The sequence below is a fragment of the Litorilituus lipolyticus genome, from assembly GCF_006439335.1.
Taxonomy (GTDB): Bacteria; Pseudomonadota; Gammaproteobacteria; order Enterobacterales; family Alteromonadaceae; genus Colwellia; species Colwellia lipolytica.
Map to the genome: position 1 here is coordinate 31,761 of NZ_SAWY01000036.1, position 16,018 is coordinate 47,778.

Annotated in this window: 14 protein-coding genes; 12 read left to right on the forward strand and 2 right to left on the reverse strand. The window is 36.8% G+C overall.

Annotated features, from left to right (window positions below):
- Window positions 1-4: 4 nt before the first annotated feature.
- Both dnaN and dnaA read right to left on the reverse strand, forming a co-directional pair.
- On the reverse strand, window positions 5-1,108 hold the full coding sequence (dnaN, locus tag EPA86_RS13645; RefSeq protein ID WP_140604522.1) for a DNA polymerase III subunit beta: 1,104 nt from the start codon (window positions 1,106-1,108) through the stop codon (window positions 5-7).
- A 32-nt stretch (window positions 1,109-1,140) separates the two neighbouring features.
- Complete coding sequence (dnaA, locus tag EPA86_RS13650; RefSeq protein ID WP_140604524.1) at window positions 1,141-2,532, reverse strand: chromosomal replication initiator protein DnaA; 1,392 nt, start codon at window positions 2,530-2,532, stop codon at window positions 1,141-1,143.
- Between the two features lie 502 nt (window positions 2,533-3,034).
- On the opposite strand from dnaA, the gene rpmH reads away from it, so the two are divergent.
- From rpmH to EPA86_RS13710, 12 genes are all read left to right on the forward strand, one after another.
- A complete protein-coding gene (gene rpmH, locus EPA86_RS13655) occupies window positions 3,035-3,169 on the forward strand; it encodes a 50S ribosomal protein L34 (RefSeq protein WP_118959841.1) in 135 nt (44 codons plus the stop codon).
- A gap of 73 nt (window positions 3,170-3,242) precedes the next feature.
- Complete coding sequence (rnpA, locus tag EPA86_RS13660; protein WP_246058399.1) at window positions 3,243-3,581, forward strand: ribonuclease P protein component; 339 nt, start codon at window positions 3,243-3,245, stop codon at window positions 3,579-3,581.
- The gene (yidC, locus tag EPA86_RS13665; RefSeq protein WP_140604528.1) at window positions 3,548-5,440 is read left to right on the forward strand and encodes a membrane protein insertase YidC; all 1,893 of its coding nucleotides are present in this window, start codon (window positions 3,548-3,550) and stop codon (window positions 5,438-5,440) included. The genes rnpA and yidC overlap by 34 nt, the downstream gene beginning before the upstream one ends.
- 131 nt (window positions 5,441-5,571) lie before the next feature.
- Entirely contained in the window at window positions 5,572-6,975 is a 1,404-nt protein-coding gene (gene mnmE / locus EPA86_RS13670) for a tRNA uridine-5-carboxymethylaminomethyl(34) synthesis GTPase MnmE (RefSeq protein WP_140604530.1), read from the forward strand.
- Window positions 6,976-7,172: 197 nt separating this feature from the next.
- Window positions 7,173-7,640: a flavodoxin domain-containing protein gene (locus EPA86_RS13675; protein WP_140604532.1), complete on the forward strand. Its 468-nt coding sequence runs from the start codon at window positions 7,173-7,175 to the stop codon at window positions 7,638-7,640.
- 432 nt (window positions 7,641-8,072) lie between these two features.
- On the forward strand, window positions 8,073-9,962 hold the full coding sequence (mnmG, locus tag EPA86_RS13680) for a tRNA uridine-5-carboxymethylaminomethyl(34) synthesis enzyme MnmG (RefSeq protein WP_140604534.1): 1,890 nt from the start codon (window positions 8,073-8,075) through the stop codon (window positions 9,960-9,962).
- Window positions 9,963-10,014: 52 nt separating this feature from the next.
- Window positions 10,015-10,644 carry a 16S rRNA (guanine(527)-N(7))-methyltransferase RsmG gene (rsmG, locus tag EPA86_RS13685; protein ID WP_140604536.1) on the forward strand — a complete coding sequence of 210 codons (630 nt, stop codon included), beginning with the start codon at window positions 10,015-10,017 and terminating at the stop codon, window positions 10,642-10,644.
- Window positions 10,645-10,700: 56 nt separating this feature from the next.
- A complete protein-coding gene (locus tag EPA86_RS13690) occupies window positions 10,701-11,516 on the forward strand; it encodes a ParA family protein (protein ID WP_140604538.1) in 816 nt (271 codons plus the stop codon).
- Window positions 11,517-11,551: 35 nt separating this feature from the next.
- The gene (locus EPA86_RS13695; RefSeq protein ID WP_140604540.1) at window positions 11,552-12,448 is read left to right on the forward strand and encodes a ParB/RepB/Spo0J family partition protein; all 897 of its coding nucleotides are present in this window, start codon (window positions 11,552-11,554) and stop codon (window positions 12,446-12,448) included.
- Window positions 12,449-12,724: 276 nt separating this feature from the next.
- Window positions 12,725-13,468 (forward strand): outer membrane lipoprotein-sorting protein, encoded by a 744-nt coding sequence (locus EPA86_RS13700; protein WP_140604542.1) that lies wholly within the window; start codon window positions 12,725-12,727, stop codon window positions 13,466-13,468.
- A gap of 48 nt (window positions 13,469-13,516) precedes the next feature.
- Entirely contained in the window at window positions 13,517-14,755 is a 1,239-nt protein-coding gene (locus EPA86_RS13705; RefSeq protein ID WP_140604544.1) for an ABC transporter permease, read from the forward strand.
- A gap of 1 nt (window position 14,756) precedes the next feature.
- Entirely contained in the window at window positions 14,757-16,016 is a 1,260-nt protein-coding gene (locus tag EPA86_RS13710) for an ABC transporter permease (RefSeq protein WP_140604546.1), read from the forward strand.
- The last annotated feature ends 2 nt before the right edge of the window (window positions 16,017-16,018 follow it).

Below are 16,018 nucleotides of genomic sequence, written 5' to 3' on the forward strand. Positions count from 1 at the left end.
GAGATTAAAGTCTCATTGGCATAACGACATATAACGCCTCACCAGAATTAGCACCTTCAATAACAACGCTGCTGTTTGCATCAGCTAAGGTAAACTTAACCTCTTCATCTTTGACAGCATTTAATACATCCAAAACATAACTGACATTGAAACCAATCTCTAAGTCATCGTAAGGAAAGTTAATTTCTAACTCTTCTTCAGCTTGTTCTTGCTCAGGATTATTAGCTGTTATCTTTAATAATGAATTAGAAAAATTTAATCGAACGCCTTTAAATTTTTCATTTGATAAAATAGAAGCACGGGATAAAACTTGCTTTAATTGATCTTTATTAGTTTCAAAAACCTTATCACCATTACGAGGTAGAACACGACGATAATCTGGAAACCTACCATCTACTAGCTTACTTGTGAAAGAAAACTCGGTATCAACTATACGAACATGGTTTGAACCCAAGAAAACTTGGACTTCTTCATCAACAGGATTTAACAACCTGATTATTTCTAAAATTCCTTTACGGGGAACAATAACTTGGCGCGCAGGTAAGGCTAAACTTTCATTAACAATTTTACAAATAGCTAATCTATGTCCATCAGTAGCTACAGATCTGATCTCGTTACCTTCACACTCGATGGACATACCATTTAAATAATAACGAACATCCTGATTAGCCATGGAAAAATGGGTACTTTCAATTAATCTAAGCAATTCAGATTTCATCAATTTAAATTCTACATCGCCCTTCCATTCTTCAATATTAGGGAAGTCAGAAGCAGCAAGCGTTGAGAGCGAATAACGACTTCTTCCTGAAGCAAGCATAACAGATTCACCTTCTGTGGAGAAAGTAATCGTAGCGCTGTCAGGGAGACTCTTGCATATGTCGAGTAGCTTTCTAGCAGGAATAGTTATCTTACCATCAGTACCTTCATTATTGATTTCTGCGTATGAAACCATCTCTAGCTCTAAATCTGTAGCCGTTAAAGTAAGTGATTGCCCACTAATATCAAAAAGAATATTTCCCAAAATCGGTAATGTACTCTTCCTTTCTACAGCACCAGAAACTAATAGTAATGGCTTTAGTAATAATTCCCTATTTAATGAAAACTTCATTCTTATACCCACTTAAGCATTGAACATTATTATTATGAAGATAAAGTTCTAATTAGATTAGAATAATCTTCTTTTATATCATGAGTTTCCTCACGCAAAGACTTTACTTTACGACAAGCGTGAAGCACAGTTGTGTGGTCTCTACCCCCAAAGGCATCACCAATTTCAGGCAAACTGTGGTTCGTTAATTCTTTAGATAATGCCATGGCTATCTGCCTTGGTCTAGCAACAGAGCGATTTCTTCTTTTTGATAATAAATCTGCTACTTTAATTTTGTAATATTCAGCAACTGTACGTTGAATATTATCAATAGTCACAAGCTTATCTTGAAGTGCTAGCAAATCACGCAATGCTTCTCTAACGAAATCGATGGTTATAGCTCTACCAGTAAAATTGGCATTAGCAATCACTCGGTTTAAAGCACCTTCTAGCTCCCTTACATTAGAACGCAGTCGTTTTGCTATAAAGAAAGCAACTTCATCAGCCAGATTTATATGACTCTCTTCCGCCTTTCTCTTTAAAATAGCAACACGCGTCTCAAGTTCTGGTGGTTCAATAGCCAAGGTTAAACCCCAACCAAAACGAGATTTAAGTCTGTCATCAACGCCATCAATTTCTTTAGGATAACGATCGCTAGTTAGAATAATCTGCTGGTTACCTTCAAGAAGCGCATTAAAAGTATGAAAAAATTCTTCCTGAGTACGTTCTTTACCAGCAAAAAATTGAATATCATCGATTAATAATGCATCGACGCTTCGATAATATTGCTTGAACTTTTCCATTGCGTTGTTTTGAAGCGCTCTGACCATATCCTGAACGAAGCGTTCAGAATGCATATAGGCAATTTTAGCGTTTGGTTTATTCAACAAGATGCCATTACCTACCGCATGAAGTAAATGAGTCTTACCTAGACCAGTTCCACCATATATAAATAACGGATTATATGCAGCACCAGGATTGTCTGCCACTTGAGAAGCAGCAGCTCTTGCTAATTGGTTTGATTTACCTTCAACAAAATTATCAAAAGTATAATTAACTCTAACATTGGTTTTTTTAGGTAAATTGCTTTCTGTTTCCTTAGGTTTGAGATCACTGTTAATAGACTGAGAAAACATATTTGATCCTGAAGGGTGAGCGGCAGGCACTGCTACTTCTCCTTCGGGGCTAGCATTCACTAGCGGTTTACTTCCGACATCAAATCGTAGTAATAAAGGGTTGTCAGTATCATGAAGAGTGACTAACTCATTGATACGATTAACATACTTATCTCTTACCCAATCTAGAACGAAGCGATTTGGAGCATATAATGTCATAACATTATCAGTGATGACACATTGCAACGGACGGATCCACATACTAAATTGCTGAGCGGGCAACTCTTCTTGTAGAATAGAAAGGCATCGTTGCCAAGGTGAAAGGTCCAACCAAAACTCCAAAAAACGTTTAATTATATCAAAACGACTTAAAAACTCGTCGAATAACAGACCGTACTCACTGCGGGGAAGAAACGGAAAACATGATATGATTATAAATATATTTTGCTATTATCTATTGAGTTATCCACAAGTGCAATATTGACTTTTGCGTTAATAGCCCTTTTTTAGAATAAAGTCAGAATTAATGAATAAATATTGGTTTTAGCCCTATTTTTAAATACTAAAACATAAGAATACAGCACAGTTCTATAACAGAAATATATATAGAAAAGGAAAATATTGTCTATTTTGTATAAAGCTGTGGGTAAAAAAAGATCACCAGAACAAATGAAGATCGAAAAGATCCACTTAAAGGATCATTTATTACAAAATAGTAGTGATTAATAATTGACAAATAGGCCAACAGGCATTAATATTCGGCCTCTTTTTTTAGACCAGTGTGCTCAAACGGCGGTTTTGCCAGGGCAACAACAACCGACGGATTAGCGTAATGAAAAGAACATTTCAACCTAGCGTATTAAAACGTAAGCGTAACCACGGATTCCGTGCTCGCATGGCAACTAAAAACGGTCGTGCTGTTTTAGCTCGTCGCCGTGCTAAAGGCCGTGCAAGCCTAAGCGCTTAATTAATATTCTTACTATAGAATATCATAAGCTAGCCTTATAATGGTTACTTATAAATTTAATCGGGAGTCACGTTTGTTGACTCCCGGTCATTTTCAACGAGTTTTTTCTAAACCAACTCGTTACGGTTCACACCACTTTACCCTACTTATTACGCCTAGTGATAAAAACTCTACCGTAGACCCAAATAACCGATTAGGTTTAGCAATTGCTAAAAAGCGTGTAAAACTCGCTGTTCAAAGAAATCGTATAAAAAGGCTCGTTAGAGAAAGTTTTCGATTAAATCAACATAAATTACCTGATATAGATATAGTTGTTATGGTAAAGTCTGGGATTGATCAGCTAGACAACAATCAAATAAATCAACAATTAGAAAAAATATGGCGAAAAATAATTCAACGCCACAAAAAATAGTAATAACACTAATTAGAGGCTATCAACGCTTTATTAGTCCCTTACTTGGTTCAAATTGTCGATTCAACCCTACCTGTTCATCCTATGCAATTGAAGCAGTTAATCGCTTTGGGGTGATAAAAGGGACTTGGTTAGCAAGCAAACGTATATTAAAATGTCATCCACTTAATGCAGGGGGTGATGATCCCGTGCCAACACATAAAAAAAGAGAAATAAACCTTATGGAATCCCAACGCAGTCTGCTTTTTATTGCGCTTATGGTTGTTACTTATTTGCTATTTAGTCAATGGCAAAAAGAACAAGCAACACCAGTAGAGCAAGTCACTACGACCCAAGAACAAAGTATTCAAGAAAATAGTGGTGATTTTGTTCCTGAATCTTCTGAACAAGTTGCTGCATTAGAGAAAATTCCATCAGCTACAAATAGCAAACTGATTACGGTAAATACAGATACCATATCAGCGAAGATTAATAGCCAAGGCGGTGATATTGTTGAAGTGAAACTGTTGAAATATGAAACAGTTCAAGACAGCAAAATTCCATTTACTGTTTTACAAAATGGCGCACAAAAATACATTGCTCAAAGTGGTTTAACCGGTGCTAATGGCGTTGACAGAATTGTTAAAGGTCGCCCAATTTATACATCACAGCAAAGTAACTACGATCTAGATGGTAACGAAGAATTAATTGTTGATTTGGTATATCAAGCAGATAATGGTTTGAACGTAACCAAGCGATTTACATTCAAAGCCGACAGCTACGTAATCAATGTTGATTACATTGTTAACAACAATACTAGCAATACGGTTTCTGTTCAGATGTATGGCCAGTTAAAGCAATCAACAGTTGTTGATACTTCAACAGGCATGTTACCTACCTACCGTGGTGCAGCATACTCAACGACTGAAGAACGCTATGAAAAATATGATTTTGAAGATATTGCAGAAGCTAACTTAAGCAAGCCAACTGCTGGAGGCTGGGTGGCTATGCTTGAACACTACTTCGTTTCTGCATGGGTACCAAATGGTAAAGATACTAACCAACTTTACACAAGTTACACTAACAACTATGAAGCGGTTATAGGCTTTAAAGCTCCAGCTATAAATATTGATGCCGGTGAACAAGGTAAAACTTCAGCTGTTCTATATGTTGGCCCTAAAGATCAAGCAGTTTTAGAGACTTTAGCACCTAGCCTTGATTTAACCATTGATTACGGTTTCTTGTGGATGATTAGCCAACCATTATTCTGGTTACTACTACAAATTCAGAATATTGTTTCAAACTGGGGTGTTGCAATTATCATCATCACCATGATTGTGAAAGGTGCTATGTATCCATTAACCAAAGCACAATACACTTCAATGGCTAAAATGCGTGATTTAGCGCCTAAAATGCAGCAATTGAAAGAGCGCTACGGTGATGACAGACAAAAAATGTCACAAGCAACCATGGAAATGTATCGTAAAGAGAAAGTTAACCCAGCTGGTGGTTGCTTACCTTTACTATTACAAATGCCAATATTCTTAGCACTTTACTGGGTATTCTTAGAAAGTGTAGAACTACGTCACGCGCCATTTGTTTTCTGGATTCAAGATTTATCAGCTAAAGACCCGTTCTTCGTACTGCCTATTCTAATGGGTATTAGTATGTATGTTATGCAGAAAATGCAACCTATGACCATTCAAGATCCAATGCAACAAAAGATCATGCAGTATATGCCTGTTGTATTCTCAGTATTTATGGCGTGGTTCCCGTCTGGCTTAGTACTTTACTGGTTCATCAGTAACGTTATATCAATCATACAAATGAAAATCATCTTTGATGGAATGGCTAAGCAAAAAGCAGCCAAAGAAAGCTAAATAAAATAACAATAAAAAAGGCGACCTTAGGGTCGCCTTTTTTATTTACCTTTTTTAATACTGATAAAAACTGTGCAGCAAAGAAAAATAAAGTAAAATAATAACAAAGCAATTTACTAGTAATCTATAAAATGACAGCCTTTTCACAACAAACCACTATTGCAGCACAAGCAACAGCACCTGGTCGCGGAGGTGTAGGTATTATCAGAGTATCAGGGCCTGAAGCTAAGCATGTAGCGCAAGCTATTCTAGGCAAAGTGCCTGAAGTGAGAAAAGCTGAATATCTGCCCTTTCTCGATGAAAATAAGCAAATTCTTGATCAAGGCATCGCCCTATATTTCAAAGCACCTAACTCATTCACAGGTGAAGATGTAATTGAATTTCAAGGTCATGGTGGCCCTGTTATTCTAGACATGCTGCTTAAAGCGATCCTAGCACTGCCTAACGTACAAATGGCCAAGCCAGGTGAATTTAGTGAGCAAGCTTTTTTAAACGATAAACTGGATCTGACCCAAGCAGAAGCTATTGCCGATCTTATTAATTCAAGTTCAGAGCAAGCAGCACGCTCGGCACTACATTCATTACAAGGCGATTTTTCAAAACTTGTACATGAAATGGTTGATAGCATTATTCATTTGAGAATGTATGTTGAAGCTGCAATAGACTTTCCTGAAGAAGAGATCGATTTTCTGGCCGATAAAAAAGTTGTTTCAGATTTAAAAGCAATTATTGAACGCGTTGAAAAAGTAAGGAAACAAGCACAACAAGGTAGCCTTATTAGAGAAGGTATGCGTGTGGTTATTGCAGGCAGACCAAATGCAGGCAAATCAAGTTTACTAAACGCCCTTAGCGGTAAAAAAAGCGCTATTGTAACTGATATTGCAGGAACAACACGTGACGTGCTAGCTGAACAAATTCACATAGATGGCATGCCGTTACACATTATAGATACCGCAGGTCTTCGTGAAAGTACAGATACCGTTGAACAAATAGGTATAGAGCGCGCATGGCAAGAGATAAAACAAGCAGACAGAGTGCTGCTTATGGTAGATGCAAGTGAGCAACACACCATATTGGAAGACGAACAAGATATCAAAAGCCTATATCCTGAGTTTTTTGAACAGCTACCTGAGCATATAGGCCTAACCTTAGTAAGAAATAAAGCAGATAAAATAGCGATAGAAACAGGTTTATCTGAATTTATCGATAATCGACAACATCAGCATAGCGTGATCACCTTATCAGCTAAAACAGGTGAAGGCATAAATAGCTTAAAAGAACACTTAAAAGCAATCATGGGCTATCAAGGGAGTACGGAAGGTGGGTTTATGGCGAGAAGGCGCCATTTAGTCGCTTTAGAAAGAGCTCACAACCATCTTTTAACAGGTTTAGATCAATTAGAGTCTTACGTTGCAGGTGAGATTCTAGCTGAAGAGCTACGTATTTGCCAACAAGAATTAGATCAGATAACAGGTGAATTTACCAGTGACGATCTACTTGGAAAGATCTTCACCTCCTTTTGTATTGGTAAATAACTATCTAAACCAAGCAAAGGCCGTCATCAGTACGGCCTTTTTTATTACTAATAATTAATAAAAGGCGTTAACGTTTACTCTTATATTGTCATTTTATTTAACTAAATCAACGTCAGCTCATACAAAGTAATAATTAGTTGAGTCTAGCTATATAAGTACTACAATAGCGCTAATTTTAATGACTATACGAGTTAACTATGAGTTCTATCCAAATAATCGTTGGCAGTATGCTTGGTGGCACTGAGTATGTTGCAGAAGCATGCGAAGAAATACTTGAAAGCCAAAACCATTCTATTGACTTACATTTAACGCCTAACTTTTCTTCAATTATTGATCGATCATTGCAGGTTAATCCGTCAGATAAAGTCATTTGGTTAATATGTACCTCAACTCATGGTGCTGGTGAGTATCCAGATAACTTAAAAGCATTTGTTAATGATCTAGTTAATAGTGATCAAGATCTATCAACAATCAATTTTCTGACGATAGCTGTGGGTGACTCAAGTTACGATACCTTTTGTAAAGCTGGGAAAGATATAAATAACATATTAATATCAAAAGGTTGCACTGAAATCACAAGCATTAAGACACTAGATATGTCCCAAGAAATTGATCCAGAAGATCTAGCACAGCAATGGATTGAGCAAAATATGGATCGGCTATAGATCTATTACCCATAAGTTATTAACAACTATTCAATTATAAAACAGCCATTGTGGATAAAAGCATGAATAACCCGTTATTTTTCTATTATTATTCAGTTGAACAAATTAATATTAATTATGCCTGTGTATAAATAGCTCTTTTGATCAAAGCTTATTTGCTAATAGATCATGTGTTGATCACAAAGTTATCATTGCTGTTACTATCTAATATTTATAAGAAAAAACCACTTATACACAGAAAAACGCGATCTTAATAAGTAATAATAATAAGATCTTTATATAGATCTCTTTTTATATATTAAGGATCGCGACAGATCTTTTTTAATGATTTGATCGTATCGTTTTACTTAAAAAAGCGCTAAAATATGTCCCCTTATTTTTAAATACTCAAAAAAAGTAGAGTATTAGTTAGTTATTCAAGGTTATTTATTTATGTGGTATCAAGAGTCTTATGACGTAATTGTTGTTGGTGGTGGTCATGCTGGTACAGAAGCATCACTTGCTGCAGCCCGTATGGGTTGTAAAACGTTATTGCTAACTCATAACATTGATACTTTAGGTCAAATGTCTTGTAATCCAGCCATTGGTGGTATAGGCAAAGGGCATTTAGTTAAAGAGATTGATGCTCTTGGTGGCTTAATGGCTACAGCAATTGATCATAGCGCCATACAGTTTAGAACATTAAATGCCAGTAAAGGGCCTGCAGTTCGAGCTACTCGCGCACAAGCGGATCGAGCATTATATCGTTCATACGTACGTAACTACTTAGAAAATCAAGAAAACTTAACTATATTTCAACAGCCTTGTGATGACTTGATCCTTGAAAATGATCGCGTTGTGGGTGTATCGACTCAAATGGGGTTAAAATTTAAAGGAACCACCGTGGTATTAACCGTGGGTACCTTCCTTGCAGGCCAAATCCATATTGGTTTAAATAACTATCAAGGTGGTCGAGCAGGCGATCCTGCAAGCGTAAACTTGGCCAGTAAATTACGAGATTTACCTTTTAGAATGGATCGTTTAAAAACGGGGACACCACCAAGATTAGATGCAAGATCATTAGACTTTTCTGTGATGGAAGAACAGCCAGGAGATACACCAAGGCCTGTATTCTCATTTATGGGATCTACCGCCGATCATCCTGAGCAAATATCATGTTATATCACTCATACCAATGAACAAACTCATCAGTTTATTCGTGAAGGACTTGATAGATCACCGATGTACACGGGTGTCATTGAAGGAGTTGGTCCAAGGTACTGTCCGTCAATTGAAGATAAAATCACAAGGTTTTCAGATAAATCCTCTCATCAAATCTTTGTTGAGCCTGAAGGGTTAACAACACATGAGGTTTATCCTAACGGTATTTCAACTAGTTTACCTTTTGATGTTCAAATGAACTTAGTGCGCTCTATCAAAGGTTTTGAAAATGCTTTCATCACACGTCCTGGTTATGCCATTGAATACGATTACTTTGATCCACGAGATTTAAAACAAAGTTTAGAGAGTAAATTTGTTAGTAACCTTTATTTTGCAGGGCAGATAAACGGTACAACAGGTTATGAAGAAGCTGGTGCACAAGGGTTGATTGCTGCAGCTAACGCTGCGAATAGAGTTAAAGGTCGAGATGAATTTATTTTAGGTCGTGATCAAGCTTATATGGGCGTACTTATTGATGATTTAGCGACTTTAGGTACTAAAGAACCTTATCGAATGTTCACATCTCGTGCTGAATATCGTCTTTTACTTCGTGAAGATAATGCAGATATTCGATTAACGGAAAAAGGTCGTGAAATTGGCTTAGTAGATGATGCTCGTTGGCAGCGATTTAATGAAAAAATGGAAAATGTCGAGCAAGAACGTCAACGATTACGATCTACTTGGGTTCAGAAAGATCATACTGCTGTTGAGCAAGTAAACGAACTACTAAAAACGCCGATGAGCAAAGAAGCTAGCCTAGAAGATCTTATTAGACGTCCTGAAGTAAGATATGATGACTTGATCAATATCGAAGGTTTAGGCCCTGTTATGGCTGATAAACAAGCAGCAGAGCAAATTGAAATTCAAATTAAATACGCAGGTTATATCGAACGTCAACTTGAAGATATTGCCAAGAAAAAGCGAAATGAAGATACTTTGATACCAACTGACTTTGATTATCAGCAAATTTCGGGCTTATCAAACGAGGTGGTAGCTAAACTACTTGATGCTAAGCCTGAAACAATTGGAAAAGCTTCGAGAATTTCTGGTATTACTCCTGCAGCAATTTCGTTATTATTAGTTTATCTAAAAAAACATGGTCTTTTGCGTAAACAAGCATAAGCAATAATTTAGGGGCAGTTTTTAATTAACAATTAAAAACTGCCTAATAAAAATGACATTAATACAAGAACTTACAGATTTAATTAATAAGACTGATATACAAGTAACTGAGCATCAAATTCAATTGTTAGTGCAATACGTTGAATTGTTAGATAAATGGAATAAAGCCTATAACTTAACTTCAGTGAGAGATCCTCACGAAATGCTTGTTAAACATATTATGGATAGTTTAATGGTTGGCGAAGTGTTAGAAGGGAATTCTTTTATTGATGTAGGAACTGGTCCTGGTTTGCCAGGCATACCTTTAGCGATTTTATATCCTGAACGAAGTTTTGTTCTATTAGACAGCTTAGGAAAGCGTATTACCTTTTTAAGACAAGTTGTCTTTCAATTAAAGCTAACTAATGTTCAACCCGTTAAATCAAGAGTTGAAGAGTATCAACCAGAACAACCATTTGATGGTGTATTAAGTCGAGCCTTCTCATCATTAACAGATATGGTAAGCTGGTGTCACCATCTTATTGCCATAGAACATGGGCGATTTTTTGCCTTAAAGGGACAATTTCCGCACGATGAAGTCGCCCTTTTACCGAGTAATATTGAATTGATTAAAAGCAGTCAAATCAAGGTTCCTCAGCTTGTTGGCGAAAGACATGTACTTGAATTGAAAAAAATAAGTTAACAATACTGAGAATTACAATAAAATAACAATTATAAAAATTACTAATCGAGGCGCTTGTGGGAAAAATAATAGCTGTTGCAAACCAAAAAGGTGGTGTAGGTAAAACAACAACTGCGGTAAATTTAGCCGCATCATTAGCAGCCACAAAGCGAAAAGTATTATTAATTGATTTGGATCCTCAAGGTAATGCCACTATGGCTAGTGGTGTTGATAAATACCAAGTACATGCCACATGTTATGAATTACTTATTGAAGAGCAAAGTGTTGAAGAAGTTGTGGTAAAAGAAACTTCTGGCTTATACCACCTACTTGCTGCAAATACTGATGTTACTGCTGCTGAAATTAAACTGATGGAAGTTTTTGCACGTGAACAACGGTTAAAAAATTCATTGGCTCCGGTGAAAGATTATTATGATTACATCATCATTGACTGCCCGCCTTCATTAAACATGCTAACGGTTAATGCTATGACCGCAGCAGACTCTGTTTTAGTGCCTATGCAATGTGAATATTACGCACTAGAAGGGCTTACCGCGTTAATGGATACCATCACTAAGCTTACGTCAGTAGTGAATGAAGGTCTTCATATTGAAGGTATTCTTAGAACCATGTACGATCCGCGCAACCGATTAGCAAACGACGTATCTGAACAATTAAAACGTCATTTTGGCGATAAAGTTTACCGCAGTGTTATTCCAAGAAATGTCCGATTAGCAGAAGCGCCAAGCTTTGGCGCACCCGCCATGTATTATGATAAATCTTCAACAGGTGCAAAAGCTTATTTAGCGCTAGCGGGTGAAGTGATCAGACGAAATGATTCCAATAAAAAAGTTGCTAAACAACAACCAGCAGACGTTAATATTGCTGAATAACAAAAAATACAATTAATTTAGGTGTAAGAAAACATATGAGTCCAGCAAAACGTAAAGGTGCGAGTCGCTTAGGAAGAGGTTTAGATGCCCTACTTACACCTACCAGTCCAGTAAATGAAAGTTCTGCTGAACAAGCTTCAGCAACTAAAGCTGCACCAGAGAGTGAATTACAAGAACTGTCAGTAAAGTATTTATCACCCGGTAAATATCAGCCAAGAAGAGATATGTCAGATGCTGCTCTTGAAGAGCTATCATTATCTATTCAATCTCAAGGTATTATTCAACCTATAGTTGTTCGATCAATTGGCGAAAATAGCTACGAAATTATTGCAGGTGAACGTCGCTGGCGTGCTGCTAAGTTGGCACAATTAGAAGTCGTCCCTTGTTTAGTTAAAGAAATACCCGACGAATCAGCTGTCGCTATCGCATTAATCGAGAATATTCAACGTGAAGACCTTAATGCGATGGAAGAAGCAATAGCGCTAGAACGTTTGCTCAATGAATTTGACTTAACTCATCAAGAAGTTGCCATTGCTGTCGGTAAATCAAGAACAACCGTAACAAACTTGCTTCGTTTAAATAATTTAAATGAAGAAGTAAAAACCTTTTTAGAAAATGGTGATATTGAAATGGGCCATGCCCGTGCTTTATTAGCCTTAGAAGGTGAAGTACAAACAACAGCAGCACAAACAGTAGCGACTAAAGAGCTTACTGTTAGAGAAACAGAAAGTTTAATTAAGAAAATTCAAAATCCTGTTGCTGAAAAAGAAGCGATTGAAAAAGATATTAAAACACTCGATTTAGAACAAGGTTTAGCAGATAAATTAGGTGCAAAAGTAGCTATATCTCACAATAAAAAGGGTAAAGGTAAGTTAGTTATCTCCTATGCTAACTTGGAAAAGCTTGAAGAGATCTTATCTAAGATAAACTAGAGCGCGTTGAACTTTGTGGTACAAATTTTGTTCGAATTAAATGTGATTTAATCAAGGCGTAGCGATTGAAGTATAGTTATTCTATATAAATGAGCTACAACAAAGAGTAAATCAGGTTTAAGCACAGTTTATATATTTTAAAACCAGCACTTTGCTGGTTTTTTTATGGGTACTGCTAAGTATTCGCATTAGTTTAAGCTTGCTATAGCATTTATAAATTAACTTGTTATAGTGAACTAACGTATTGAATACAGACATATCTTTAAGGAATAAATCATGTTATTAGCACTGCGCTATTTCCTACTTTTTATTCTTCTGATGCCATTCAGTTTATGTGTGCAAGCCGATGAAGATGGCGTGGCATTACTGAAAAAAATTGATGAACTCTTTCGTTCGAATACATCCATCGCCACCATGAAAATGACAATAACTACGCCTAACTGGCAACGAACTCTTGAAATGCAAAGTTGGACACAGGGCATGGAGGATACCTTTATTCGGGTGTTATCTCCGAGAAAAGATCGTGGTGTTGCAACATTAAAAAAAGATAAAGAAATGTGGAATTTCTTTCCGAAAATAAACAAGGTTATTAAAGTACCCCCGTCGATGATGATGGGATCATGGATGGGATCTGATTTTACTAATGATGATTTGGTTCGAGAGGTGTCCTTAGTAGAAGAATATCATGTCAGCAAAACAGAACTTGATGATACTTACCAATTAATCTTATTACCTAAACAAAGCACAGTAACGGTTTGGGGCAAAATAACCATAGTGGTTAATAAGGCCGACTTACTTCCGCTGGAACAAAACTACTTTAATGAAAAAGGTGAGAAAATTCGTGCAATGACGTTTTCTCAAGTTAGAGATTTTTCAGGTAAAAAAATGCCAGCAATCATGACAATGGTGCCTCTGAATAAGTCAGGTCATAAAACCGTTATTGAGTATGTTGATGCTAAGTTTGATAGCAAATTAAAAGAGAATATTTTTACTTTACGTAATTTACAAACTCGATTTTAGTTAAGGTTAGTTAAATAAGTTGAGTTTGATGCCAATGGAATATATGCCGTGTTAATTATTAAATTAGCTTTTAGAAATATATTACGTAATCGCCGACGTTCTTTATTGACATTACTGAGTATGGGCGGAGGCTTTTTTTTATTGTGTTTAACACTGTCTATGTCAGAAGGCAGTTATAGCAACATTATTAATATATTTACCCAAGATCATACAGGTCATGTACAAATTCATCATACTAATTACTTAGAGCGCCCTTCACTTTATAAAACCATAGATAAACTAGACACTATCCTCGCTAAAATTGAAAATAACCCTCAAGTGGTTGGTGTTACGCCTAGAATATATGGCCCTTCCCTTGCCTATGGCAAAAATAAAACTTTTCCTGCCCAAGTGATCGGTATTGATACGGAACGAGAAGCACAGACAACACGCTTAAAAAGCAAAGTGAAGCTTGGGCAATACCTTACCAGCAATATGACAAAAGATGGCTATTTTGAAGCAATGGTTGGTTATAGCTTAGCAAATAACTTAGCGCTAACGGTTGGTGATGAATTAGTACTGATTTCTCAAGGTATTGATGGTTCTATTGCCAACGATATATTTATTGTTAAAGCCATCGTTGGTGACGCTAACTCTTATGAAAAAATGAATGTATATTTGAGCTTGCCAGCAATGCAGCAGTTTTTAGCTATGGGACAAGGTGAGCAAAGTCAAGCTCATGAATTAGCCATTATTTTAGAACATCAGCAACTGGCTCAGTCTTTTGCTAAATCATTACAACAGCAGTTATTAGCGAGCGAATTAACGGTTGCACCATGGCAAGTGGTTGAGTCGTCTTTTTACAATAGTATGCAAGCCGATAAAAAAGGCAGTTATGTTTCTATGGGCATTATTATTTTTATTGTGTCCATAGGGGTGTTAAATACCATATTAATGGGCACGTTAGAGCGTACTAGAGAGTTTGGTGTTCTTAAAGCCATAGGTACGCGCCCAATGTCAGTGTTTAACTTAATACTACTAGAATCATTTATATTAGCTATGTTCAGTTGTCTACTAGGCTTACTGTTATCTTTACCTGTTTGCTATTGGTTAGCAACAAGTGGTATTCCAATGCCTGAGCCTATCGATATGGGCGGTATCATCTTTGATACTATGTTGGGTGAAATTAGCTGGTATGTTGTATTGCTGCCAAGTGGTGTTGTGATTGCTAGTACATTATTGGTGAGCTTTATTCCCGCAATGAGAGCAGCACAAATATCACCATTAAAAGCATTACAGGCGTCTTAATATGACAAATAACAACGCCAGTCATAATGAAAATACAGCAACAGCTATTGTAACTCGTTTAGCTAAACGCAGTATTTTTCGTAATACACGTCGAACCTTACTTACCGTTCTGCTCATATCATGCAGTTTAGTCGCCATTTTATTTACCGATGCTTTTGTGCGGGGCATGGTCAGTACTATGGTAAAAATATCAACGCAAACCTTTCTTGGTGAAGCACAAATACATCACCAAGGATTTAGAGCAACAAATGATATTGATTTATATATTGAAAACACTAGGAATGTTTACGCAAAAATTGCAGACACAGAAACTATAAAAGCCTATGCACCTAGAGTAATTAGTGGTGCGATGACCTCATCATCAGATAATGTTGCTTCAGCGATTATATATGGTGTTGACGGTCATAAAGAAGCTAAGGTCAGCAAACTAAAACAAGCCATGGTTGAGGGGGATTACCTTAGTGGCAAAGAAAGCGAGATTTTACTGGGTCAACGGTTGGCAGAGTTACTGGAAGTATCATTAGGTGATCGATTAGTGGTTACAGTATCGCAAGCTCATGGTGGTGATTTATCACAAGCCTTGTTTCGTGTTTCAGGCTTATTCAGTTTTAATGAAAGAAATATGGATAATGGCATGGCATTCATTAACTTAAGCCAAGCTCAACAATTGTTAAATATTAGCGGAGTTCATGAAATCGCCCTAAGACTGCAAAATCTACAACAAGCAGATGATAAATCACTACCACTTTGGCAAACATTTAATACAGAAACGTTAGAAACACTGTCTTGGCAAGAGCTGGTACCTCAACTAAGCAGTATGTTGGCAATGACCGAATACTCTACCTTGGTCGTTTCAATTATTTTGTATGTGTTAGTGTGTTTAGGGCTGATCAATACAATGTTTATGTCTATTTTTGAGCGGCAAACTGAGTTTGGAATTTTATTGGCCATTGGCACGCGTCCAAAACAGCTTTTTATACAAATACTACTTGAAGGTTTTTTCATCGGCTTACTTAGTGTCACGCTGGGGCTATTACTGGCGTATATTGTCTGTTATTGGGGCGCTAATGTCGGTATTGATTACACGGATTTAGAAATGACAGGTATGACACTTAACGAGCCTATTTATTTAATAGTAGATATCACAAGTTTTATAAAAATGGCATTAGCCACGTTATTGGTTACGGTACTTGCTTGTTTATATCCAGCCGCTCATGCTGCTAGGCTACAACCCTCTTTTGCTATGCGAAAAACACTTTAACA